A 23,349-nucleotide genomic window follows, 5' to 3' on the forward strand; every position below is an offset into this window, starting at 1 on the left:
GTTTTGAGGTGGGAAGGGGCCGGGGTTAGCGGCGGGCAAACTGCGGGGCGTGCTCGGGCAGCGGACCGAAGCCGATCATCCGCGCTGGCAGCATCCGCAGCGCCGGCACCCGCCGCACGGCGAAGGCGACGGTCCGGACCATCCTGCCCGGTCCGCGGCTGCGGCTGCCGAAGGCCGCCCCCTGGAACAAGCGCTGGAAGGCCTGGATCAGCACGGTCGGCATGGTCCGCCGCCACTGGACCTTGGCCAGTTTCCGTACCGGCACCGGGCCGGTCCGCAGCGGTCCGGCCAGGATGGCCGCCGCCGCCACCGCGTCCTGGATGGCCAGGTTGATTCCGACCCCGCCGGCCGGGGACATGGCGTGTGCCGCGTCCCCGATGCACAACAGCCCGTCCCGGTACCACCGGCGCAGCCGGTCCAGCCGCACGTCCAGCACGTGGACATCATCCATGCTCCGGATGGCATCCGTGCGGTCGGCGAAGTCCGGACGCACCGCGGCCACGCGCCGCCTGAAGCTTTCCACCCCTTCCGCCCTCAGCCGGGCGTCCGAGCCCTTGTCGGTCAAATAGGCGATCTGGAAGAAATCCTTGCGGAACAGCGTGACCAGGGCCTCCCGGCCCCGGAATGCCGGCACGATGCCTGCCAGCGGCCCCGGCTCCTCCGGATGCCGCGGCAGCCTGAACCACCAGACGTCGAACGGCACGGGATATTCGCGCGAGCGCAGCCCGGCCACCGACCGCAGCACCGAATGCCTGCCGTCGCAGGCCACGGTCAGGTGCGCGCGCAGTTCCCCGGTTCCCCCGTCCGGCCCGGTACTGCGGTAACTGACTCCGGCCACCCGCCCGTTGTCGAAGAGCAGCCCGGTGGCCTCGGTATTCATCCGCAGGCTGAAGGACGGCTCCCGGCCGGCCGCCTCGGCCAGGAAATTCAGGAAGTCCCACTGCGGGATCATGGCCACGTAGTTGTAGGGCGGGGGCAGCCGGCCGAAGTCCCCGATCCGGACCACGCTGCCGTTAGGGCCGGGGATGCCGAAACTGTCCAATTGGCTCTGCGGCAGCCCGCGGAACTGCTCGCCCAGGCCCAACTCGTCCAGCACCCGAATCGTGGAAGGGTGGACGGTATCGCCGCGGAAGTCCCGCAGGAAGTCCCCGTGCTTCTCCAGCACGGTGACGGCGATCCCGGCCCGGGCCAGCAGCAGCCCCAACATCATTCCGGCCGGTCCGCCGCCGACCACCACGCAGGTGGTGCGGTCCGCGGCGGCATCTGCTTCCCCGCGGGGCCGTTCCCCGCTGTGCGACGAAACCATGCCTGCAGTCTAGGCGTCACCCACGCGGGCGGCGAGGGGTCGGCGCGCGGAGCCTGCGGGACCGCTGCGAACGATTAATAGCCCAGGTACACCGGCACGCTTTGCCTGCCCTGGACGCCCGGGGGCACCGGCAGCACCGAAACGTCCGCCCGGTCCGCGCCGGTCAGCACCTGGGCGCCGTACACCGGTTCCCCCGACGCGCTGACCACTACCGCCGCCGGATCGGCCCCGCCGGCCTTGGGATCAACCGCAACAGTGCTCCCGCCCGGTACATGGATCACCTGTTCCTTGCCCGGCTTGCCGTCCCGGTCCACCGGAACCAGCTTGACCGTGGCGTCGCCGGCGGGCGCCCCGAAGACCAGCCGGGACGCTGTGCCCCCGGGCACGACGGCCAGATGCTCGCTGCCCAGCCGGCCGGCTGCCGGAGACCAGGCGAAGTCCGGCGGCGTGTCCTTGCCCGCCGTCCGGCTGACGCGGGCCGCGGCCACCACCGAGACGTCGGAGGCGATCCGGATCGAGTAGGTTCCGGCAGGCAGCGCATCCAGCGGGACTTCCGTCACGGTGCCGGCTGCGGCGGTGAGCGCGCCGCCGCCGGGCAGCCGGGCCTCGCCGTCCTTGCCGAAGACCTGAATCTGGAGCCTGGCGTCCTGCCGTCCCGGGACTGCCACGGCCAGGGCCGGCTTCGCGGACCCGCCGCCGGTTTGCGCACGCGACCCGGCCGGCTTTCCGCCCTGGATTTGCACCCCGGTGACGACCTGTTCCACCGCGGCGTCGGCAGTGGGGGTCAGCAGTTCCACCCCGCCCGGGGCCAGGCCGCGCAGGAAACTTTGCTGGATGGTGCCGGACACGGGGCCGCCGGAGGTGCGCACGTGCACCGCCAGGGATTCCTGCTTCGCGGCCAGGCCGCCGAGCACAATAGCGCGGCTCTCGCCCGGCGCCAGCAGCAGGCCGCGGGTGCCGGCGGCCTGGATCCGTCCCCCGGCTCCGACCAGCTCGAGGTTGATCGTGGATGGGGTCTGGGTCGGGTTGTGCAGGTCCAGCACGGCGGTGGCCCCCACTGTCGTCGCGGCCCCAAGCAGCCAGAAATCGTTGGCAGGCGCCGTGCAGTTGGCGGCGGCGAGCCCGCGCAGGTCCCCGTCCCCGGCCTGGTAGGTCATCGCGGCACCGGCCAGCGCCTGCTGGCCGCCGATCGGTTCGACGCTGAGCACGGTGGGCTCGGTCAGGGCCTGGCCGGATACGACGCCGGCGAGCAGTTTGGTCTGCCCGTCGTCACTGCTGCCGCGGACTGCGGTGCTGGAATCCCCCGAGGACTTGGCGATGGTCACCAGCGGGTTCCGGGCACCGAGTTCGGCCAGCCGGCTGCCGGGCAGCACGCCGCCCAGGTCGCTGAAGACCACCGCGCGGGCGCGGCTGCGGGCGGACTCGGAGACCGGGCTGAACTGCGGATCCGTTTCGTCCGCGGTGCTGTCCAGCAGCCGCAGCGGTTCCGGACAGACCCCGGTGAAGTTCCCGGCAGCCACAGCCGCCGAAACCGCCGGCACTTCGGCGGCGGCGCCCTCAATGTCCCAGACGCTTCCGGCCGCCGCGGCGGCACCGGCCACGGCCAGCAGCCCGACGCCGGCTGCGATCCCCCAGGCGCTGCGCCGGCCGTCCGCCGGCCGTACCGCAGGCTTCGATCCGTCCGGGTTCCGCGCCGCGGGCTTCCGCTCCTTCGGTTTCCGCGCAGTGGGTTTGCGGGCAGCGGGTTTGCCGGCAGCAGTGTCTGCCGATGCCGGGGCTGTCCCGCCGTGGTGGCCCGGTTTCGCGGAGCCGGCGCCGGAGGCGGCCGGCTGCGATCCCGCGGCCGTGGATCCGGACGGCGTCGCCAGCGGTACCGGAGCAGTGCCTTCGGTCCTACCGGATGCCGCTGTGGTGGAGGGCTCGCCAGTGGTGGAGGGCTTGGCGGCAGCAGAGGAACTGCCGGCGGATGCCTCCGCCTCGTCTACGTTCGAAGGCCGGGCGCCGGTTGGTTCGCCGGCCGCCGCGCCCGGCGAGGCAGCCGGTGCCGGCGTAACGCTCCCCGTGTCTGCCGGGGGCTGGGCCGCAGGCCTGGCCTTGCGCCAACGCAGGCCGGACCGGCCGCTGTCCTTGCGGTGGGCCCGGCGGCCACTCACCGCTGCCGGACCGTGCCCGGCGGCACCGCTGCCGGCACCTTCCGACGCCGGCGCGGCGCCGGACCCGCCGATTCCCGGGGCCGCGGCGGCCCGGCCGGCGGCACCGGACTCCGGCTGCGGTTGGGCTGGCTTGTCCGTCATGGCTGTGCATCCTTTCCGGCCGGTACCGGCTCGGGTGCGCCGAAGGGTCCGCCGTCCTTCCGGAGCGCGTCCTCCTTGTCGATTTCGTGCGCCGCCAGCTGCAGTTCGCTGGCGCTGCTGTCCGTGCCGGTGGTCCGGATCCGGTCCAGCCGGCGGGGGGTGAAGCGGCGGCGGGACGGGATCGGGATAGCCAGCAGTACCGTCAGGACAATTGTGGCGGCCTGCACGAGCCCCAGCCATACAGCCCACGGACTGGCATAGCTGACGTGCAGTTCCCCGCCGGCTGCAGGCACCTTGAAGGCTTGGAACCAGCCGTCTTCCACCGCTTCCAGCCGCCGGCCGTCCAGTGTGGCCTGCCAGCCCGGAGCCGCCCGGTCGGCCAGGACCAGGACCCGGCCGTCATTGCCGGCCGGGATGTGCCCGCCGGCGGACAGGCTCTGCGAGGGCAGGGTTTCGAGCACATTGCCCTGGTGGTCGAGCAGGTTGACCCGGCCGTTGACCGGCCCGGCCGCGGAGTCGCCGGCAGACTGCTCCGGCACCACCCGCCAGAGCCAGCCGCTGTCGGTCCGGCCTACCGGCGCCAGCCCGGGAACGGCATCGATCCGGTTGGCCAGCAGTTCGGCGGCGGTGTCGGTGCCGCGCACCACGACGAAGCCCACGCCGAGCCGGGTCAGTTCCGGCCGCGGGTCGACGCCGGTGCCGGCCACGATCACCGCCACCGAGTCGCGCACCGCGGCGGCCGCGCCGTCGTCGTCGGCCAACTGGGCGTCCAGCAGCGGACCGGCCAGCGTGCGCGCCGAATACACGGCGGAGAGCTGGTCCAGCGTGGTGCCCCCGGCATGCATCACCGAGGCGGTCACGCTGCCGGCTTGCCCGGCGCCCAGCACCAGCGACCGGGTCTGCTCCGGCCCGGTGCCGCGGTCGGCCGCCGTCGCCGGCAGTGTCCGCACCCCGCTGGGGCCCACCAGCATCCGGGTACCGAAGTCCTCCAGCTGCCGCTGCCCGCCGTCCTCGGCCTGGGCGTAGCCGGCGAACTGTGGCAGCAGCCACTGTGCGAGGTTGGCCACCGGTCCGGCGGCCAGCACGACGACGATGGTGGCGGCCGCGGCACGGGCGGCCCGCGGCCGCTTCCGGCCCAGCGCTGCCAGTCGGGGCAGCCCGCGGTCGGCCGCCACCAGGGCGGCCACGGCCAGCAGGAACAGGGCCAGCGAGACGAACGGGCCGGGGAACGGGGTGACCACCGCTCCCGGAGCGGCGGCGGTGGCCACCAGGCCTGCCGCCCAGCCGGCGGCCAGCGCGATCAGTGCGCCCAGCCAGGAGGTCCGGGCGAGCGCAGCACCACGGCCGGGCAGGAACAGCGCCGCAGCCGCCAGCAGCAGTACGGGGATCGCCGTCAGCAGGGCGAAGAGCAGGGCCCACGGCCCATGGCCGAGGGATTCGAGCAGGCCGAAGGCGCCCAGCCCGCCAGCGGTATCGAAGGCCAGCGGGAAGCCCATGAGCTGCTGCCACGGCGGGGCCGCCTCGAAGGCCAGCGGCACCCCGGGATCGGCCAGCAGCACGCGTGGATTGCCCCAAGCCGAGACCACCATGGGCAGCGCCAGCACCACCGGCGGCAGCAATGCCCACCAGACGGTCCTGGCCCGGCGGCGCAGGCCGGCGGCGATGACCCCCACGAACAGGACGATGACCGGCAGCAGGGCCGGGGCCGCGGCAGTGACCACGGCCAGGCACAGGCCGGCGGCCGCCGCGGCGGTCCAGGACGGGATCCCATTGATCCCGGGCTTGTGGATCTTCTCGCCCCGGTCGCCGACGGCCTCCGGGTTGATCCGCTGCCTGGCCGAGCCGGTGGCCCGCAGCAGGCCGAGCACGGCCCACGGGATCATCAGGTGCACAACCAGGGCACCCAGGCGGCCCTGGCCGAGGGCGACCTGCAGGGGCGGCAGCGCCGCCCAGAAGAATGCCGCCCAGAACCGCAGTCCGCGCCGCTGGGTCACCGCGCCGGCGGCCAGCCAGGCGCCGAAGGAAGCCAGCGGCATCGACAGCACGACCAGCACCACCACGGCGGCGGAGCCGTTGCCCAGCCCCAGTACGGACAGCAGGGCCAGGACATTGCCGAAGGGGTCGCTGTGCCCCGGATAGCCCGAGCCGATGCTCTGCCACCAGGCCGAGGCATTGTGCCAGACCTCGCCGAGCGTGGCCGACACCGGCAGCAGCGCGCCGCCGGCCAGTGCCTCGGCACCGAGGAAGCCGAACATGCCGACGACGGCGAGCAGGGCCAGGACCACCGCGGCCGTCACGGCTCCGGTGCCCACCCAGCCGCGGGCCGGCGCGGCCAGCGCCGCGAAGGCGTCCGAGTCGCCGGTGGGCTGGTGGCCGCCGCGGGCGTCGGTGCCGGTGCCATCCCCGACCAGCGGCCGGGCATGCTCCGGACTGAGGGATTCGAGCAGCGACCGGCGGTAGGCCAGGACCTCCTGCGGCCGGACCATCAGGGTCCGTACGATCCGGCGCGATGTCCTGCGGGTCCTGGCCGCCTGCCGGCGGGAGGCACGCAGCTCCCGGGCCCGCACCAGCGCGGCCACGGTCGCGGCCAGCTGGCGCAGGCCGTGGGCGGGGTCTTTGGCAACGATGCTGAGCAGCAGGCCAAGCAGGCCGCCGAGCAGGGTGCCGGTCCAGACCAGCGGAAGTTTCCACCACGGCGCGTGCTTGAGCCGCAGGTGCACCTGGGCCTTGCGGGCCGCCGCGGCGGAGGACCGTCCGGCCCGCTGGGCGGTGGCGTGCCGGACGGCAGCAGTGGGAACTACCACCACGCGGTGTCCGGCAAGGCGGTTGCGCCAGCACAGATCCACGTCGTCGCCGATGCCCGGGAACGCCGGGTCGAAGCCGGCGAGCTGGTCGAAGGCATCGCGCCGGATAAGCATGCCGGCCGAATTCACCGCGAAGAAGTCGCTGCGCCCGTCATACTGGCCCTGGTCCAGTTCGTCGAGGTCGATGAGCGTCAGGCGCTCGGCGCCGCGGCTGACCGTCAGCCCGACATCCACCAGTTTGCGCGGGTTGTCCCAATCCAACTGCTTGCAGCCGGCAATAGTCACCGACGGCGCCGTCTCCACGGCCAGCAGCAGTTCCTCCAGCGCATCGTGTTTCGGCGCCGAATCGTCGTGCAGCAACCAGATCCAGTCCTGGACGCCGCCTGGGCCGTCCCCCTGAGGCGCCCCGCCGGCGTCGTGGGCCGTGTCCGCCAGGGCCAGCCGGACGGCCGCACCGAATCCGGTGCGGGCCGGGGCGGCCACGACGGTGCTCTCCGCGGGCAGGCCGCGGCGCAGCAGGGACGCCGAACTGTCGGTGGAGCCGGTGTCCACCCCGATGCAGACATCTGCGGGACGGGTCTGGGCACTGAGGGCAGCCAAGGTTGCGGGCAGATATAACGAGCCGTCATGGGCAACCACGACGGCGGTGACGCGGACTTGCTGGTGAATTAGAGCGCTCGCTTCCGCAGCCGCCGGCGCTCGCGCTCCGACAGGCCGCCCCAGATACCGAAGCGTTCGTCGTTGGCCAGGGCATATTCCAGGCACTGGGCCCGGACCGTGCAGGCTCCGCAGACCTTCTTGGCGTCGCGGGTCGATCCGCCCTTTTCGGGGAAGAACGCCTCCGGATCGGTCTGGGCGCACAGGGCATCGGCCTGCCAGCTGAGTTCGCCGTCATCGTCCAGCCCGGGCAGGCCGATCCACACGGCCGGCTCCCAGCGGGTGCCGGCCGCCGGCTCGGCCTGGACCGGCTCTTCTTCCGGCCCGGGGACACCGGTCAGGGCTTCGTGCGCGGCGAGGAAGGCAGTGGCCTGGTCCTCCAGGGACGGCTTGCTGGTCTCGCGGTAGCGCTCGGCCGCCGCGGGGTCCGCCGGATCCACATACCAGTCTGCCGGGACACCGCGCGAGCCGTATCCCGCAGGCGCCTGCGCCTGCCCTGCATTTTCTGGTCCATCTTGAACCCGGGCAAAATTGCGCCCTGTCTGCCCCATGACTAAGCCCTCCCCGTTTCGATGTCCCGGCCGGGCGCCGGAACCATAGCCGTGGCCGGTACACGGCCGCGGCGCATCTTCTGCGGTAATTGACTGCGGGGCCTCCCGGGCAGCTGCCGGCTGCCGACTAACAATTGTTGACTTTCCATCCGCAGTTGTTATTCAGTAGCCGCAGCGGCCAAGGCTGGTTATAGGAATAACCAGCGGTACCCGCAGTCACGCGTCCGATAATCCTAATTACATGGTTGTAATACCGTGGAAGTCAAGCGGGCCGGTCATCCTACCCGGCCGCGGGCCGGTCCGCGGCGCGCCACGCCCGGGCCGGAACTGGAACGGATCGCAGAACGAAGGAGCATCCATGGGAACGCTGGGAACACCGAGGAACATCGACCAGCTGTTGACTGCGCTGCGGCCGGACAGCTCCCCCAGCCTCGTCTGGTACGGCCCGGGCGGGGAACGGGTGGAATTGTCCGGCCGGGTCGTGGACAACTGGGTGGCCAAGACCGCCAATCTGCTCACCGAGGAATTCGATGCCGGGCCAGGCACCGTGGTGCGGCTGGAAATGCCGCCGCACTGGCGCAGCATCGTCTGGGCGCTGGCCACCTGGCAGGTCGGCGCCTGCCTCAGCATCGGCGGCAGCACCCCGGCCGACATCGTCGCCACCACCGACCCGCTGCACCCGGCCGAGGACGCCTGGCCGGCACGGGCCCAGCTGGTGGCCGTGGCACCGGGCGCCCTGCAGCTGCGCTGGGACGGCGAACTGCCCGACGGCGTCATGGACTACGCCGCGGAAGTCAGGGCGTTTGCCGACTATTTTGCCGACCCGGCGGCCCTGGATCCGGCGGCCGCCGCACTGGAACATCCCGGCGGCACCATCAGCTTCGGCGAACTGCTGCCGCCGGCTGAAACCGGCGGAACCTCCGGCCCGAGGCATCTGCTGCTGCCGGCTGCCGCCGGGTGGACCACAGTCCTGGCCGAAACACTGGCCACCTGGCTCGCCTCCGGGACGGTGGTCCTGGTCCACCCCGAGGTGGAAGTGACCGCGCGGCTGCTCGAGAGCGAACGGATCGACACACAGCTGTAGCCGGTCCTGGCCGCCAGGTAAGGACTCCCCCGTCGCCGCGTACCGGCCGGGGCGGCGGGTATCAGGGCTTCGCGCGCTCGGGAACAGCCGGTTGCGCCGCAGCGTCCCCGGCGGGCTCGAAGATGTCATGGTCCTGGGCGAACTCCGGCTCGGCGTCGAGCTCGGAGTTGAAGACCCAGAAACGGTACGCGAAAAAGCGCACCACGGTGGCCAGGACCGTGCCGAAAATGCCGGCAAACAGCAGCAGGGCCGGGCTGCTGACCTCCAGCGGATACCGGGCGACCCAGACGCAGCCGGCGGAGATAACCATGCCGACCACGTTGATCAGGATAAACATCACAAGTTCGCGTACCGGATTGGGCTGGCGGCGGTGCCTGAAGGTCCAGTACCGGTTGGCGACCCAGGAGAAGATGGTGGCTACCGCGGCGGAGACGAACCGGCCCTTGACCACGCTTTCGGTCATCGGACCGTTGATCAGCCACCAGTACAGGCCGTTGTCGATGATGAAGGCGAGGCCGCCCACGGTCCCGAACTTCGCCACCTCCCGCCAGAACAGGGAGACGAGCCCCTGGACGCGCTTGGTGATCGTTGTGCTCATATACCGGTGGTTCCCTTTCTCAGCCGGATGACCCTGCCGTTTCCGCTCCGTGTGTCCGCTCAACGGCTGGCCGCGGACCAATAGTTCGCCGGGTCAACAGCCCATTCTAGATGTCCTAGCTGTGAGTTTCCTCGGACGGTGCCGCCTCCGCCCGGCCGCAGAGTGCGCCTGCACATGGCCGCCGGCACGTTCGGTAACCTTGATTGTGTGACTTTCCCAGTAATCGGCGTTGTCGGCGGCGGCCAGCTCGCCCGCATGATGGCGCCCAGCGCCGTCGCCCTTGGTTTCGAACTCCGCGTCCTGGCGGAGTCATCCGACGTCTCCGCGGTCAAGGCCGTGTCCCGGGCACCGGTGGGCGACTACCGTGATTTGTCCACCCTCCGCGCGTTCGCCGAGGGCCTGGACGTCATGACCTTCGACCATGAGCACGTCCCGACCAAGCACCTGCACACCCTGATCGACGAGGGCATCAACGTGCAGCCGCACCCGGGCGCCCTGGTCTTCGCCCAGGACAAGCTCCGGATGCGCGAGGCCGTCGAACGGCTCGGCCTGCCCAATCCCGCCTGGGCGGCGGTGTCCACCGTCGACGAACTGGTGGCCTTCGGGGACAAGATCGGCTGGCCCGTGGTGCTCAAGACCCCCCGCGGGGGCTACGACGGCAAGGGCGTGCGCATGATCGACGACGCCGCGGCGGCCGCAGCGTCCGCCGACTGGTTCACCGGCACCCCGCTGCTGGCCGAAGACAAGGTGGAGTTCAGCCGCGAGCTCTCCGCCCTGGTGGCCCGCCGCCCGTCCGGCGAAGCCAAGGCCTGGCCGGTGGTGCACACCATCCAGGTCCGGGGCGTCTGCGACGAGGTCATCGCCCCGGCCCAGGAACTGCCGGAGCAGGTGGCTGCAGCGGCCCAGCAGGCCGCCCTGCGCCTGGCCGAGGAGCTGGGCGTCACCGGCGTCATGGCCGCCGAACTGTTCGAGACCCCCGGCACCGGCGAGGGTTTCGTGGTCAACGAACTGGCCATGCGCCCGCACAACACCGGACACTGGACCATGGACGGATCCGTGACCAGCCAGTTCGAGCAGCACCTGCGTGCCGTGCTGGACCTGCCGCTGGGCGATACCTCGGTGCTCGGCGGCGCCGTCGTCATGAAGAACTATCTGGGCGGGGAGAACACGGACCTGTTCGGCGCCTATCCGCAGGCGCTGGCGGCCGACCCCGGCGTCAAGCTGCATGGTTACGGCAAATCGGTGCGGCCGGGCCGTAAGATCGGCCACGTGAACGTGGTGGGGGCCGCGGCCGACATCCCGGACCTGCGCCGGCGGGCCGGCCGGGTGGCCTCGATCATCCGCGACGGCGTCGACCCGGTTGACGTCAATCCTGCTGAAGGAGACCAGCAATGAGCAGCCAGCCACTTGTCGGCGTCGTGATGGGTTCGGATTCGGACTGGCCCGTCATGGAGGCCGCGGCACAGGCCCTGGCCGAATTCGGCATCCCCTACGAGGCCGATGTCGTTTCGGCCCACCGCATGCCCGAGGACATGATCCGCTACGGCAAGGAAGCCCATACCCGCGGGCTGCGGGCCATCATCGCCGGCGCCGGCGGTGCCGCGCACCTGCCGGGCATGCTGGCCGCCGTCACGCCGCTGCCGGTGATCGGCGTCCCGGTGCCGCTGAAGACCCTGGACGGGATGGATTCCCTGCTCTCCATCGTGCAGATGCCTGCCGGCGTGCCGGTGGCTACCGTCTCGATCGGCGGGGCCCGGAATGCCGGGCTGCTGGCGGTACGGATGCTGGCGGCCGGCACCGACGAACTGGCCGGACGCCTGCAGCCTCAGCTGCTCGAGTTCGCCGGCGCGCTGCGGCAAAGTGCCTACGACAAGGGCGCCGCCCTGCGCAGCCGCGCCGGCGGGTCCTGATCGATGGCCGGGCACCTGCGGGAGCGCAGCCGCGGCGGGTCTTCCGGGTATCCCGGGATGGTGGACCCGGTCCGCAATCCGCAGAGCGCGCCGGCCCCGGTGCGGACCAAGCGGGCGTTCCTGCTGCTGCTGCTGACCCTGGTCATCCCGGGCAGCGCGCAGCTGGTGGCGGGCGACCGCAGGCTCGGGCGTAAGGCCCTGCGCGTGACCTTCGTGCTCTGGGCGGTGGTCCTGCTGGCCATCGTGGTGGCCCTGGTGGACGGTCCGGCACTGGTCAGCATCGCCACGAACCCGTGGGGTTCGCTGCTGCTGATGGCCGCCATGGTGGCGCTGGCCCTGTTCTGGGCGTTCCTGTTCCTGAACACGCTGCGCCTCATCCGGCCCCGGCTGCTGGCCCCGGGCATGCGGCCGATCCTGGGCGTCAGTCTGGCGGCCCTGATGCTGGCCACCTCCGGCAGCCTGGGCTACGGGGCCTACCTGCTCAATGTCGGGCGCAACGCGCTGGGCAGCATCTTCGCCTCCGGCCCCGCCTTCGCCCCGGCGGACGGCCGCTACAACTTCCTGCTCATGGGCGGCGACGCCGGTGCCGGACGCATCGGCCTGCGCCCGGACAGTATCTCGGTCCTCAGCGTGGACGCCAAGACCGGGCACACGGTCACCTTCAGCATCCCGCGCAACTTCCAGAACGCCCAGTTCCCGGACGACTCGCCGATGAAGCAGGTCTACCCGCAGGGCTTCAACTGCGGCGACGAGTGCATCATCAACGCGCTGTACATGGACGTGACCAACAACCACGCGGACCTGTACCCCGATGCCAAGGATCCCGGCGCCGAGGCCATGAAGGACGCCGTCAGCGGCACCCTCGGCATCGACATCCAGGCATACGCCCTGGTGGACATGGGCGGGTTCGAGAAGCTCATCGACGCGATGGGCGGGATCACGATCAAGGCCGGCAACTGGGTACCCATCTCCAACCGGTCCATCCCGGGCACCAACCTGCATTACCCGCCCAAGGACTGGATTGCCCCGGGCGTGCAGAAACTGGACGGCTACCATGCCCTCTGGTACGGACGCTCCCGCGAATTCGCCACCGACTATGACCGGATCCAGCGCCAGCAGTGCGTGCAGAAGGCCATGATCAAGCAGTTGGATCCGGGTACCGTGCTGACCCGTTTCCAGGCCCTGGCCGAGGCCGGCGAGCAGGTGGTGGAGTCCGACATCCCCGCCGGCCAGCTCGGCAGCTTCGTCTCGCTCGCTGCCAAGGCCAAGGGCCAGGAGGTGGACCGGCTGACCATCGGACCGCCGGACTTCGGCACCGCGGCGGACAATTTCGTCACCTACCCGGACTTTGACCGGATCCACCAGCGGGTTCAGGCAATGTTCACCTCGGCAGGGAAGACTGGCACGGAATCCCCGTCCGGGGCCGCGCCCGAGGACCGTTCCGGGCTTGCCGGCGGGGCCTTCTCGAGGGCATCTGCGGTGCGGCCGGCCATGGTCCGCCAGGAACCGCCGATCACCAAGGAATACCTGCAGCAGCTGGCCGAAGCCGGCGACGTCGACACGCTCGGCGCGCTGCTGGCCGACAACGGCAAGTGCTCGGTGCCCTGACGGTTGGGGCGCTCCCGCAGTGTCGGCTCCGGACGACCACACGATAGACAAGGCGGACTATGTACCGGTTGAAGAATGTCCTGCGCCCCTATGCCTGGGGCTCGGCAACGGCGATGGCGGAGCTGTTCGGGCGCCAGCCGTCCGGCGGCCCGGAAGCCGAACTGTGGATCGGCGCCCACCCCGATTCGCCGTCGTCGGTGCTGCTGCCCGGCGGCACGGCACAGCCGCTGGACGCCTTCATCGCCGACCAGCCGGACTTCGCCCTCGGCGGCGAATCGATTCGGCGCTTCGGCGCCCGGCTGCCCTTCCTGGCCAAGGTGCTCGCGGCCGACTCCGCACTGTCCCTGCAGGTGCACCCCAGCCAGGAACAGGCCCGGGCCGGCTACGCCGCCGAAAACGCGGCGCAGATTCCGGTCAGCGATCCGGCGCGCAGCTACAAGGACGAAAACCACAAGCCGGAGATGATCTACGCGCTGACCAGCTTCGAGGCCCTGTGCGGTTTCCGCCAGCCCCGGGATGCCGCGCGGCTGTTCACCGGCCTGCGCGGCAAGCTCGCCGCCGCCGGCGCCGACACCGCATTGCTGGACCGGGTGGTCGCCGCGCTGCAGCAGCCGGACGGCAGCGCCGGGCTGCGCACGGCCTTCGTGGCCCTGCTCGAAGGCGGCGCCGAGTCGGCCGCGCTGGTGGACGCCACGGCCGAGCTGCTCGCCGGCATGGCCCCGGGCCGGCTGGGGCCGGATTTCACCACCGTGGCGTGGCTGGCCGAACTCTACCCGCAGGATCCGGGCACCCTGATCTCGCTGCTGCTCAACCGGGTCACCCTCGAACCGGGCCAGGCGCTGTGCCTGCCGGCCGGCCAGATCCACGCCTACCTGCGCGGGCTCGGCGTGGAGGTGATGGCTTCCTCGGACAACGTGCTGCGCTGCGGGCTGACCCCCAAGCATGTCGACATCGCCGAGCTGGTCAGGATCTGCGACTTCTCCCCGCTCGGGCCACCGCTCGTCGAAGCCACGGGCACCGAAGCCGGCCAGGAACTGTACTGCCCGCCCTTCGCCGAATTCCAACTGCAGCGCATCGAACTGCGGGACGGGGACGAACCGGTACCCTTGGACCAGCACGGTCCCGCAGTAGTCCTGGCTGTCGCCGGCAGCGCCCGGCTGGATTCCCCGCGCGCGGACCTGGCCCTGCGGCCCGGGGACTCGGCCTTCATCCCGGACTCCGAACAGCCGGTGCTGGCCCACCCGGTCCCGGGCAGCCAGGACACCGCCGTGCTGTTCGCCGTCACCACGTCCGGCCACGCCGGCAGCAACTGAACACCAACGGAAGAGAGTACATGTCCGCCTCCATCCTGCAGTCCGCCCCGTGGGCCGAATTCCAGCGCAGGCTGGGAAAACAGGTCTTCGAACGAAGCGGCGAAGGCTGGAACTTCCTGGCCATCCGCGAAAAGACCCCGCTGGGTTCCTTCCTGTACACCCCCTACGGGCCCGTGGCCCAAAACCCGGCAGCCTTCGCCCGGGCCCTGGAAGCGCTGCGTTCCCTGGCCAAGGCCGAAGGCACGCACTACGTCCGGGTGGAGCCAGTGGCCGCAGGCCTCGGCGACAACGCGGCGGCGGTGCTCACCGGCCACCGGCTGCGCCGCGCCCCGGCCGACGTCCAGCCGCATCTGACCTGGATGCTGGACCTGACCCAGCCGGAGGAGAAGATCCTCGCGGGGATGCGAAGCACCAGCCGCAACCTGTACCGGAACATCCACAAGAAGGGCGTCACCTTCGATGTTTCCACCGACCCGGCCGACATCGGGATCCTGCTCGGCTTCCTGCACGATGTCTCCGAACGGGCCGAATTCAAGGCCCAGTCCGACGACTACCTGGCCCAGGCGGCACGGACGCTGATGCCCGCCGGCGCGGCGAAGCTGTTCATCGCCCGGCTGGACGGGGACCCGATCGCCGCGGCACTGTCCTACGACACCCCGACCACCCGGGTCTACGCGCACGCGGCGGCCGACGACAGGTACCGCAAGCTCAACGCGGGCATCCCGCTGCTGGTCACCATGATGCTGGATGCCAAGGAATCGGGCCAGGAACTGTTCGACATGTGGGGCGTCTCCCCCGAGGACGAACCGGACCACCCGTGGGCCGGCTTCTCCCGCTTCAAGCGCTCCTTCGGGGGCTTCGAGGTCGAATACCCCGGTACCTGGGATCTGCCCGTGAACACGGTCATGCACGCGGCCTATACCGCGGCGCGCGGACTGCGCAATGGACTGCGCAGGGCGGCACCGGCCGCACGCAAGGCGAAGGACGCCGTCGTTCCCGCCCTTGAGACGCTCAAGGGCAAACTCCGCCGCTGATCCGCCGCCCCTTCCCCGCCGGGGCCCCAAACACCATCGACTCGGCGGATAATGACCGTTTCCGGGCTGGAAAGGGCATTATCCGCCGAGTCGATGAAAGGGTGGGGCGGGAGGCAGGGTCAGTGCTTGCGCTCCCAGCCTTCCCACTTGTCGGCCCGGTGCTCGCCCTCGACGAAGCGGATGGTGCCGGACTTGGACCGCATCACGATCGACTGGGTCAGCACCTTGTTGCTCTTGTAGCGCACCCCGCGCAGCAGGTCGCCGTCGGTAATGCCGGTGGCCACGAAGTAGCAGTTGTCGCTGGTGACCAGGTCGTCGGTGGTCAGCACCCGGTCCAGGTCGTGGCCGGCGTCGAGCGCCTTCTGCTTCTCCTCGTCGCTGGTGGGCCACAGCCGGCCCTGGATCACGCCGCCCAGGGACTTAATGGCACAGGCCGCCACGATCCCCTCCGGGGTGCCGCCGATGCCCATCAGCACATCGATGCCGGTGCCTTCGCGGGCCGCGGCGATGGCGCCGGCCACGTCGCCGTCCATGATGAACCTGGTGCGGGCTCCGGCGGCGCGGATCTCCTCCACCAGCGGCTTGTGCCGGTCACGGTCCAGGATGACCACGTTGACCTGGTTGACCTTCTTGCCCTTGGCCTTGGCGATCAGGTGCAGGTTCTGCTTGACCGGCAGGCGCAGGTCCACCAGGTCCGCCGCCTCGGGGCCGGTCACCAGCTTCTCCATGTAGAACACGGCGGAGGGATCGAACATCGTCCCGCGCTCGGAGACGGCCAGCACGGACAGCGCGTTGTTGATGCCCAGCGCGGTCAGCCGGGTGCCGTCGATCGGGTCCACGGCCACGTCGCACTCGGCGCCCGAGCCGTTGCCGACCCGCTCGCCGTTGAACAGCATCGGCGCCTCGTCCTTCTCACCCTCGCCGATCACCACGACGCCGTTGAAGTTCACCGTGGAGAGGAAGGAGCGCATGGCGTCCACGGCGGCGCCGTCGGCCGCGTTCTTGTCTCCATAGCCCACCCAGTGGCCGCCGGCGATGGCGGCAGCTTCGGTCACCCGGACCAGTTCCAGTGCGAGGTTGCGGTCCGGCTCGTTGATCCCAACCGCCAGTGACGGGGACAGGGTTGAATACTGGGCATCCGATGCAGCTTTGGCCACGAGAACCTCATCTTCGAGTTGCTGTTGGGGCAGTTCCGGCTCCGGAACTGCGTCTGATTCCTGGATTTCCTCTGGATGTTCCATCAGTTTTGATCATAGTCCGACGCCGCGCCGGCTGGCTTGTGAAACAACGCACCATTACGCCGGCGGGGCCGCCGTCCGCCGGTGCCGGAGGCCGGCCGGGATTAAGGGACAATGGAACGGTGAGTGAAGTGCGCCCCGAAATACCTGCAGTGCCCCCGGCCTCCACGTCAGGCCACCAGCCGGCGCCAGCGCCGGACGGGCTGCCGTTCAAGCCCGTCCTGACCGCCAAGCAGGCCAAGCGGGCGAACCAGACGATCAAGGGCATGGTCATCTCCGTCCTGCTGACGGTGGCCGTGGTTATTCCGGTCGTCCTGCTCAACCCGGGCAGCAAACCCGAGACCTACCACCGCAACATCGACGTGCCCGCGGTCGCACTGGAGGCCAAGGCGGCCGCCGGTTACCTGCCGGTGGTCCCGGCCATGCCCGAGGGCTGGTCGGCGAACTATGCCCGCTGGACCACCGGCGGCAGCGCTCAGGTGGCGGCGTGGGAGGCCGGCTATCTGACCCCCGGCGGGCACCATATTGCGCTGACCCAGACCGACAAGGCGAACCCCACGTGGTTGGCCGATGCCACCGGCCAGGCTCCCGTCACCGGCCAGCGTCGGATCGGCGGTGCCGACTGGCAGTTGCGGGACAGCGGTTCCGGCAGCAAGTCCCTGGTGCTCGAGGAGTCCGGCTACACGATTGTGCTCGCCGGTGGCGCGGACCTGGACGAATTCGACGCACTGGGCACCGCCGTCGCCGGCGTGCTGGACGGCCGCTAGCCCCGGCTCCCGCCGGAGCCTGCGGCCGGGAGTAATGTAGGCAGAATGGCTACCACAATGACACCGGCCCAGGCATGGCAGAAGCTGCTCGAGGGCAATCAGCGCTTCGTCGAGGGAACTTCCAACCACCCCAACCAGGATGCCCCGCGGCGCAGTTCCCTGGTCAACCAGCAGAACCCGTTTGCCATCATCTTCGGCTGCGCGGACTCCCGTCTGGCCGCCGAGATCATCTTCGACCTGGGCCTCGGCGACGCCTTCGTGGTGCGCACCGCCGGCCAGGTCATCGACGACGCCGTGCTCGGCTCGCTCGAATACGGCGTGGACGTGCTGAAGGTACCGCTGATCGTCATCCTCGGCCATGACAGCTGCGGGGCCGTCACTGCGGCGAAGGACACTGTGGACACCGGCGAAATGCCCAAGGGGTTCCTGCGTGACCTGGTGGAAAGGATCACCCCGTCCGTCCTGGCCGCCCGGCGGGCCGGGTTCGAAGACATCAACGACATGGTCGTCGAGCATACGAAGCAGACGGCCGAACGCCTGCTGGACAGCTCCCGGTCCATTTCGGCCGCGGTCGCCGACGGCCGCACCGCCGTGCTCGGCGTCGCCTACCGGCTGGCCGAGGGGCGCGCGGAAGTCGTTTCCGGCGCGGATACCCTCGGGCGGTAGCCACCGGCGGCCTCCCCGCGCGCAACAAGTTTCGGACGGGGAGGCTTGGCCGACTAACCTTGGACCCATGACATCCACTGTTGATTCTGCTGAATTCCGCATTGAACACGACACCATGGGCGAGGTCCGCGTCCCGGTAAACGCCCTGTACCGGGCCCAGACCCAGCGCGCCGTGGAGAACTTCCCGATCTCCGGCAAGACCCTCGAGCGTGCCCACATCGAGGCGCTGGCCCGGATCAAGAAGGCGGCCGCGACCGCCAATGCCGAACTCGGAGTGCTCGACGGCGAGATCGCCCGGGCGATCGGCGGCGCCGCCGACCAGGTCGCCTCCGGCCTGTACGACGGCGACTTCCCGATCGATGTCTTCCAGACCGGCTCGGGCACCTCCTCGAACATGAACACCAACGAGGTCATCGCCGAGCTCGCCTCCCGCGCCCTCAAGGAAGCCGGCAGCGACAAGACGGTCCACCCGAACGACCACGTCAACGCCTCGCAGTCCTCCAATGACGTCTTCCCGACCTCCGTGCACGTGGCCGCGACGTCCGCGCTGATCAACAACCTGATCCCCGCGCTGGAGTACCTGGCCGCCTCGCTGGAGCGCAAGGCCGAGGAGTTCAAGGACGTGGTCAAGTCCGGCCGCACCCACCTGATGGACGCCACCCCGGTGACCCTGGGCCAGGAGTTCGGCGGCTACGCCGCGCAGGTGCGCTACGGCATCGAGCGCATCCAGTCCTCGCTGCCGCGCGTGGCCGAGGTTCCCCTCGGCGGCACCGCCGTCGGCACCGGCATCAACACCCCGGCCGGCTTCCCGCAGCGTGTGATCGCGCTGCTGGCCCAGGACACCGGCCTGCCGCTGACGGAGGCACGCAACCACTTCGAGGCCCAGGCCAACCGCGACGGCCTGGTCGAGGCCTCCGGCCAGCTGCGCAACATCGCCTACTCGTTCATGAAGATCAACAACGACCTGCGCTGGCTGGGCTCCGGTCCGAACACCGGCCTGGGCGAGATCGCGATCCCCGACCTGCAGCCGGGCTCCTCGATCATGCCGGGCAAGGTCAACCCGGTCATCTGCGAGGCTGCCATCATGGTGGCCGCCCAGGTCGTCGGCAACGACACCACCATCGCACTGTCCTCCACCAACGGCGCGTTCGAGCTGAACGTGGGCATCCCGGTGATGGCCGCGAACCTGCTCGAATCCATCCGCCTGCTGGCCAACACCTCCCGGGTGATGGCGGACAAGATGATCGACGGCATCGAGGCCAACGTGGAGCGCGCCCGCTTCCTGGCCGAGGCCTCCCCCTCGATCGTCACCCCGCTGAACAAGTACATCGGCTATGAGAACGCAGCCAAGATCGCCAAGCATGCGGTCAAGGAAGGCCTGACCATCCGCGAGGCCGTGGTGGCCCTGGGCTACCTTGAGCGCGGCGAGCTGACCGAGGAGCAGCTGGACAGCGCCCTGGACGTGCTGTCGATGACCAAGGCCCCGCAGGCCTAATGTCCGAGGGGTCCCGCCTGAAACGTGTTCCAGGCGGGGAGGACATTAAGCGCTAGCAGCACCCGCAAGCCCACAGAAGGCGCCCACGGTCCTGACGGACCGGGGCGCCTTCTGCGTACCCAACAAGACAATTTTTGCACTTAGGAAGCGAGAGTGCAATGATTCACTCCGTGGAAAATAGTGCAAAAACTGCCGCGGGAGGCCTGCGCGGACGCAAACGTGCCGCAACCCGGCTGGCCATCACCGAGGCTGCCCGGCTGCTGACCGCACGCCGCGGGGTCAACGGCTTCACGGTGGAGGAAGTCTGCGAGCGCGCCGGCATCTCGCGGCGGACCTTCTTCAACTACTTTCCCACCAAGGAAGACGCCATCCTCGGCAACGCCGCGGACCAGCTCCCGGAGGAGCTGGCCCGGGCCTTCGCCGACGGCGCCACCGGGGCCGCTGCCGAGGGCGGCACCGGCGCGCTCTCGGCGGACCTCTGGGAGGACTTCATCGAACTGGCCGTGGGCATGATGGACCGGATGGCCCTGACGCGCAGCGAAATCATGGCCCTGAGGCAGGCGGTCATGGCCGAGCCCCGCCTGCTGGAGAAGACCATCCATGGTTCCGCCGACATCAAAAAGGTCTTCCGGGACCTGCTGGCGCGCCGGGAGTCGCTGCCTCCGGAGGATCCCAGGATCCTGATGGCCGTGGCCGTCATGGAAGCCGTGGGCAAGCGCGCCGGGGAAACCTTTTTCGCCCCGGAGAACACCAGAAGCTACCGGGAGATCCTGACCGCGGCCGTGGCCGATCTGCGCACCGTCGTCCTGCCTCATCCACTCCAACCCCGTGAGGACCGCTCATGACCACCGCCCTGGCACGGCCCGACGAGCCGCTGCTGCTGACCCAGAGACGCATCTGGATCATCTTCTCGGCCCTGATCGCGGGCATGCTGCTCTCCAGCCTGGACCAGACCATCGTGTCCACCGCCATGCCCACCATCGTGGGCAACCTCGGCGGCGTCGAGCACCAGACCTGGATCACCACCGCCTACCTGCTGGCCACCACGATCGTGATGCCGATCTACGGCAAGTTCGGCGACGTGCTGGGCCGGCGCAACCTGTTCCTGTTCGCCATCGGCCTGTTCACGCTCGCCTCCATCGGCTGCGCCTTCGCCCCGGATTTCTGGACCTTCGTGGTGTTCCGCGCCATCCAGGGCCTGGGCGGCGGCGGCCTGATGATCCTTTCCCAGGCCATCATCGCCGACATCGTCCCGGCCAACGAACGGGGCAAGTACATGGGCCCGCTGGGCGGCATCTTCGGTCTCTCCGCGGTTGCCGGCCCGCTGCTCGGCGGCTACTTCGTCGACCATCTGAGCTGGCACTGGGCCTTCTACATCAACATCCCGATCGGCATCGCGGCGTTTCTGATCGCGTACTTCACCCTCACGCTGCCGAACAAGAAGGCGGCCAAGCGGATCGACATCCCCGGCGTCGTGCTGCTCTCGGCCGCCACCGCCTGCCTGATCTTCTTTACCGACTTCGGCGGACGGCAGGATTACGGCTGGGACTCGGCGGCCACCTGGCTCTTCGGCGCCGGGCTGCTGGCGGCGGCCTGCGCGTTCGTCCTGGTCGAGCGCCGGGCCGAAGACCCGATCATCCCGCTGAGCCTGTTCCGGAACCCGATCTTCGTCAACAGCACGGCGATCGGCTTCACCCTCGGCATGGGCATGTTCGCGGCGCTGGCGTTCGTGCCGACCTTCCTGCAGATGGCCTCGGGGACGTCGGCAGCCGTATCCGGCCTGCTTTTGCTGCCGATGATGGTCGGCCTGATGGGCACCTCGATCTGGTCAGGCATCGCGATCAGCAAGTCCGGGAGGTACAAGGCGTTCCCGATCGCCGGCTCGGCCATCGTGATCGCGGCGATGCTCTGGCTGACCACGCTGGCCGCGTCCACCCCGATCTGGATCATCTGCCTGCAACTGTTCGTCTTCGGCGCCGGCCTGGGCCTGATCATGCAGGTCGTGGTGCTGGTGGTGCAGAACTCGGTGCCGGCGGACCAGATCGGCACCGCCACCAGCACGAACAACTACTTCCGCGAGGTCGGCGCGTCCCTGGGCGTGGCCATCTTCGGCGCGATGTTCACCTCGCGCCTGTCCGAGTCGCTGCTGGACGTCTTCGGCCGGTCCGGTGCCTCGGCGCAGGACGCCCAGGCCGCTACGGCGACGCTGGATCCGCAGACGATGGGCCAGCTGCCCGAGGCGGTCCGGGAAGGCATCATCAATGCCTACGCGGAATCGCTGGCCCCGGTGTTCTGGTACCTGGTCCCCTTCCTGGTCATCGCGCTGGTGCTGTCCCTGACGCTGAAGCAGATCCCGCTCTCCGACGTCGCCGGCATGGTGGCGCGCGGCGAGGCCATCGGCGGCGAGGAGGCCGAGCGGCTCGAGGCAGCCCGCGCCGGACATCACACCGTCGGTCCCGCTACGGCCGGGCACGGCATCGCCGGCGCCCCCAGGGACAACGGCAGCGCCGGCCCTCACGGAGGCTGAGGGCAGGCGCCGCCGGGCGGTACTCAGGGCACCATCCGGTGGCGCGGGCTGTCCGGGTTCATCAGCGAGTGTTTGCGGCCATAGAAGGTGTAGATCAGCAGGCCGATGATCAGCCACACCACGAAGCGCAGCCAGGTTTCCCAATGCAGTTGGAGCATCAGGAAAAAGGAGGCGACGACGCCGAAGGCCGGCACCACCGGCATCAGCGGCAGCCGGAAGGAACGCGGCACGTCCGGCCGCGTTCGCCGCAGCACGATCACCGCGACGCTGACCACCACGAAGGCGGCCAGGATGCCGATGTTGGTCAGGTCCGCCACCGCGCGGATCGGAACCACCCCGGCCAGCAGCGCTGAGGCGCCGCCGGCGATCCAGGTCACCCGCTGCGGCGTGCCGCGCCGGTCTGTACCCGAGAACCAGGCCGGCAGCAGCCCGTCCCGGCTCATCGCGAACCACACCCGCGTCACGCCCAGCAGGAAGGTCAGCATGACCGTCAGGATGGAGATGACCGCGAATCCCGAGATGATGGTGGCCACCGCCGGCAGCCCCACTGCCTGGAAGGCGGAGGCGAACCCCGCCGCCGGGTTGATGTCCTGGTAGTTCTGCATGCCGGTCAGCACCAGGGTGGCCAGCACATAGAGGACCATGGCGATCGCCAGCGACAGCAGGATGGCCTTGGGCATGTGCTTCTTGCCGTCGGTGGACTCCTCGGCCGCCGTGCTCATGGCGTCATAGCCAAAGACCGCGAAGAAGACGGTGGCGGCCCCGGCCAGCACCGGACCAAAGCCCGAGGGCATGAACGGCGTGTAGTTGTCCGTATTGATGAAGAAGAAGCCGAGCACGATGATGAAGATGATCAGCAGGATCTTCAGCCCGACCGCCACGAGTTCGAATCGGCCGAAGGTCCGCGACCCGCGGCTGAGGATCCAGGCGATCAGCAGGCAGACGACGATCGCGGGGATGTTCACCAGCCCGCCCTCGACGGTATCCGGGGTGCCCTGCATCCACGCCGGGACCTGGATGCCCAGGCCTTCCATGAACGCGCTGAAATAGCCCGAGATGCCGATGGCGACGACGGCTACGATCGCCGTGTATTCGAGCAGCAGGTCCCAGCCGATGAACCAGCCGATGATTTCCCCCAGGGCCACGTAGCCGTAGGTGTAGGCGGAGCCGGCATACGGAATCATGCCCGCAAACTCCGCATAGGAAAGTGCCGCCGCAGCACTGGCCAGGCCGGCGATCAGGAAGGAGATCAGCACTGCGGGGCCGACCGGCGGATTGCCTTCGCTCCCGGCCGCGACCAGGCCGGCCAGGGTGAAGATGCCGACGCCGATGATGCCGCCTACGCCGATCGCGGTCAGCTGCCACAGACCAAGGCTCTTGAACAGATGGCTTTCTCCGCTTTCCTCCTCCATCTCCCGTATCGGCTTGCGCCTGAGGATGGATCGGGAATCGCTCGAGGTGGACATACCGGACTCCGATGTTCGCGCCTGCATCTGC

18 protein-coding genes are annotated in these 23,349 nt (G+C 69.9%); 11 read left to right on the forward strand and 7 right to left on the reverse strand.

Going from position 1 to position 23,349, the window contains the following annotated elements:
* Nucleotides 1–25: 25 nt before the first annotated feature.
* From LVY72_RS01555 to LVY72_RS01570, 4 genes are all read right to left on the reverse strand, one after another.
* A complete protein-coding gene (locus tag LVY72_RS01555) occupies nucleotides 26–1,306 on the reverse strand; it encodes an FAD-dependent oxidoreductase (protein WP_237817688.1) in 1,281 nt (426 codons plus the stop codon).
* A gap of 74 nt (nucleotides 1,307–1,380) precedes the next feature.
* Complete coding sequence (locus tag LVY72_RS01560) at nucleotides 1,381–3,600, reverse strand: DUF5719 family protein (RefSeq protein WP_237817689.1); 2,220 nt, start codon at nucleotides 3,598–3,600, stop codon at nucleotides 1,381–1,383.
* A complete protein-coding gene (locus LVY72_RS01565) occupies nucleotides 3,597–7,169 on the reverse strand; it encodes a glycosyltransferase (protein ID WP_308190664.1) in 3,573 nt (1,190 codons plus the stop codon). Before LVY72_RS01565 ends, LVY72_RS01560 begins: the two co-directional genes overlap by 4 nt.
* The gene (locus tag LVY72_RS01570; RefSeq protein ID WP_237817691.1) at nucleotides 7,073–7,612 is read right to left on the reverse strand and encodes a WhiB family transcriptional regulator; all 540 of its coding nucleotides are present in this window, start codon (nucleotides 7,610–7,612) and stop codon (nucleotides 7,073–7,075) included. Before LVY72_RS01570 ends, LVY72_RS01565 begins: the two co-directional genes overlap by 97 nt.
* 358 nt (nucleotides 7,613–7,970) lie before the next feature.
* On the opposite strand from LVY72_RS01570, the gene LVY72_RS01575 reads away from it, so the two are divergent.
* Nucleotides 7,971–8,696, forward strand: a complete 726-nt coding sequence (locus tag LVY72_RS01575; protein WP_237817692.1) for a TIGR03089 family protein — start codon at nucleotides 7,971–7,973, stop codon at nucleotides 8,694–8,696.
* 61 nt (nucleotides 8,697–8,757) lie between these two features.
* Here the strand turns inward: LVY72_RS01575 and LVY72_RS01580 are convergent, their stop codons facing one another.
* Nucleotides 8,758–9,294 (reverse strand): GtrA family protein, encoded by a 537-nt coding sequence (locus LVY72_RS01580; protein WP_237817693.1) that lies wholly within the window; start codon nucleotides 9,292–9,294, stop codon nucleotides 8,758–8,760.
* Between the two features lie 207 nt (nucleotides 9,295–9,501).
* Between LVY72_RS01580 and LVY72_RS01585 the strand changes: the two genes are divergently transcribed.
* Genes LVY72_RS01585 through LVY72_RS01605 form a run of 5 tightly spaced genes read left to right on the forward strand, consistent with a single transcriptional unit; the run spans nucleotide 9,502 to nucleotide 15,159 of the window.
* Nucleotides 9,502–10,689, forward strand: coding sequence for a 5-(carboxyamino)imidazole ribonucleotide synthase (locus tag LVY72_RS01585; protein WP_237817694.1), 1,188 nt, complete (start codon nucleotides 9,502–9,504; stop codon nucleotides 10,687–10,689).
* Entirely contained in the window at nucleotides 10,686–11,204 is a 519-nt protein-coding gene (purE, locus tag LVY72_RS01590; protein WP_237817695.1) for a 5-(carboxyamino)imidazole ribonucleotide mutase, read from the forward strand. The genes LVY72_RS01585 and purE overlap by 4 nt, the downstream gene beginning before the upstream one ends.
* Before the next feature lie 57 nt (nucleotides 11,205–11,261).
* A complete protein-coding gene (locus tag LVY72_RS01595; RefSeq protein WP_237817696.1) occupies nucleotides 11,262–12,812 on the forward strand; it encodes an LCP family glycopolymer transferase in 1,551 nt (516 codons plus the stop codon).
* A 59-nt stretch (nucleotides 12,813–12,871) separates the two neighbouring features.
* Nucleotides 12,872–14,125, forward strand: a complete 1,254-nt coding sequence (gene manA, locus LVY72_RS01600) for a mannose-6-phosphate isomerase, class I (RefSeq protein ID WP_237817697.1) — start codon at nucleotides 12,872–12,874, stop codon at nucleotides 14,123–14,125.
* A gap of 20 nt (nucleotides 14,126–14,145) precedes the next feature.
* Nucleotides 14,146–15,159 carry a lipid II:glycine glycyltransferase FemX gene (locus tag LVY72_RS01605; RefSeq protein ID WP_237817698.1) on the forward strand — a complete coding sequence of 338 codons (1,014 nt, stop codon included), beginning with the start codon at nucleotides 14,146–14,148 and terminating at the stop codon, nucleotides 15,157–15,159.
* A gap of 119 nt (nucleotides 15,160–15,278) precedes the next feature.
* On the opposite strand, the gene glpX is transcribed toward LVY72_RS01605, so the two are convergent.
* Nucleotides 15,279–16,400, reverse strand: a complete 1,122-nt coding sequence (glpX, locus tag LVY72_RS01610; RefSeq protein WP_237817699.1) for a class II fructose-bisphosphatase — start codon at nucleotides 16,398–16,400, stop codon at nucleotides 15,279–15,281.
* Nucleotides 16,401–16,519: 119 nt separating this feature from the next.
* On the opposite strand from glpX, the gene LVY72_RS01615 reads away from it, so the two are divergent.
* The 5 genes from LVY72_RS01615 (at nucleotide 16,520) to LVY72_RS01635 (ending at nucleotide 21,852) form a co-directional block, all read left to right on the forward strand.
* Nucleotides 16,520–17,164 (forward strand): DUF4245 domain-containing protein, encoded by a 645-nt coding sequence (locus LVY72_RS01615; RefSeq protein WP_237817700.1) that lies wholly within the window; start codon nucleotides 16,520–16,522, stop codon nucleotides 17,162–17,164.
* Nucleotides 17,165–17,209: 45 nt separating this feature from the next.
* A complete protein-coding gene (locus LVY72_RS01620; RefSeq protein ID WP_237817701.1) occupies nucleotides 17,210–17,830 on the forward strand; it encodes a carbonic anhydrase in 621 nt (206 codons plus the stop codon).
* 67 nt (nucleotides 17,831–17,897) lie between these two features.
* A complete protein-coding gene (locus LVY72_RS01625) occupies nucleotides 17,898–19,325 on the forward strand; it encodes a class II fumarate hydratase (protein WP_237817702.1) in 1,428 nt (475 codons plus the stop codon).
* A gap of 170 nt (nucleotides 19,326–19,495) precedes the next feature.
* Entirely contained in the window at nucleotides 19,496–20,170 is a 675-nt protein-coding gene (locus LVY72_RS01630) for a TetR/AcrR family transcriptional regulator (RefSeq protein ID WP_237817703.1), read from the forward strand.
* On the forward strand, nucleotides 20,167–21,852 hold the full coding sequence (locus LVY72_RS01635; protein ID WP_237817704.1) for an MDR family MFS transporter: 1,686 nt from the start codon (nucleotides 20,167–20,169) through the stop codon (nucleotides 21,850–21,852). Before LVY72_RS01630 ends, LVY72_RS01635 begins: the two co-directional genes overlap by 4 nt.
* Before the next feature lie 23 nt (nucleotides 21,853–21,875).
* On the opposite strand, the gene LVY72_RS01640 is transcribed toward LVY72_RS01635, so the two are convergent.
* Nucleotides 21,876–23,318, reverse strand: a complete 1,443-nt coding sequence (locus LVY72_RS01640) for an amino acid permease (RefSeq protein WP_237817705.1) — start codon at nucleotides 23,316–23,318, stop codon at nucleotides 21,876–21,878.
* Nucleotides 23,319–23,349 lie beyond the last annotated feature (31 nt).

Origin of the sequence: Arthrobacter hankyongi (assembly GCF_022012395.1) — a bacterium.
Classification (GTDB): Bacteria; Actinomycetota; Actinomycetes; order Actinomycetales; family Micrococcaceae; genus Crystallibacter; species Crystallibacter hankyongi.

Excerpts from the sequence above, each read along its gene's own strand:
- LVY72_RS01620 (WP_237817701.1), top strand. The coding sequence starts at position 17,210 with ATGGCTACCACAATGACACCGGCCCAGGCATGGCAGAAGCTGCTCGAG.
- LVY72_RS01575 (WP_237817692.1), top strand. The coding sequence starts at position 7,971 with ATGGGAACGCTGGGAACACCGAGGAACATCGACCAGCTGTTGACTGCG.
- manA (WP_237817697.1), top strand. The coding sequence starts at position 12,872 with ATGTACCGGTTGAAGAATGTCCTGCGCCCCTATGCCTGGGGCTCGGCA.
- purE (WP_237817695.1), top strand. The coding sequence starts at position 10,686 with ATGAGCAGCCAGCCACTTGTCGGCGTCGTGATGGGTTCGGATTCGGAC.
- LVY72_RS01580 (WP_237817693.1), bottom strand. The coding sequence starts at position 9,294 with ATGAGCACAACGATCACCAAGCGCGTCCAGGGGCTCGTCTCCCTGTTC.
- LVY72_RS01570 (WP_237817691.1), bottom strand. The coding sequence starts at position 7,612 with ATGGGGCAGACAGGGCGCAATTTTGCCCGGGTTCAAGATGGACCAGAA.
- LVY72_RS01560 (WP_237817689.1), bottom strand. The coding sequence starts at position 3,600 with ATGACGGACAAGCCAGCCCAACCGCAGCCGGAGTCCGGTGCCGCCGGC.
- LVY72_RS01595 (WP_237817696.1), top strand. The coding sequence starts at position 11,262 with ATGGTGGACCCGGTCCGCAATCCGCAGAGCGCGCCGGCCCCGGTGCGG.
- LVY72_RS01635 (WP_237817704.1), top strand. The coding sequence starts at position 20,167 with ATGACCACCGCCCTGGCACGGCCCGACGAGCCGCTGCTGCTGACCCAG.
- LVY72_RS01605 (WP_237817698.1), top strand. The coding sequence starts at position 14,146 with ATGTCCGCCTCCATCCTGCAGTCCGCCCCGTGGGCCGAATTCCAGCGC.
- glpX (WP_237817699.1), bottom strand. The coding sequence starts at position 16,400 with ATGGAACATCCAGAGGAAATCCAGGAATCAGACGCAGTTCCGGAGCCG.
- LVY72_RS01640 (WP_237817705.1), bottom strand. The coding sequence starts at position 23,318 with ATGTCCACCTCGAGCGATTCCCGATCCATCCTCAGGCGCAAGCCGATA.
- LVY72_RS01555 (WP_237817688.1), bottom strand. The coding sequence starts at position 1,306 with ATGGTTTCGTCGCACAGCGGGGAACGGCCCCGCGGGGAAGCAGATGCC.
- LVY72_RS01625 (WP_237817702.1), top strand. The coding sequence starts at position 17,898 with ATGACATCCACTGTTGATTCTGCTGAATTCCGCATTGAACACGACACC.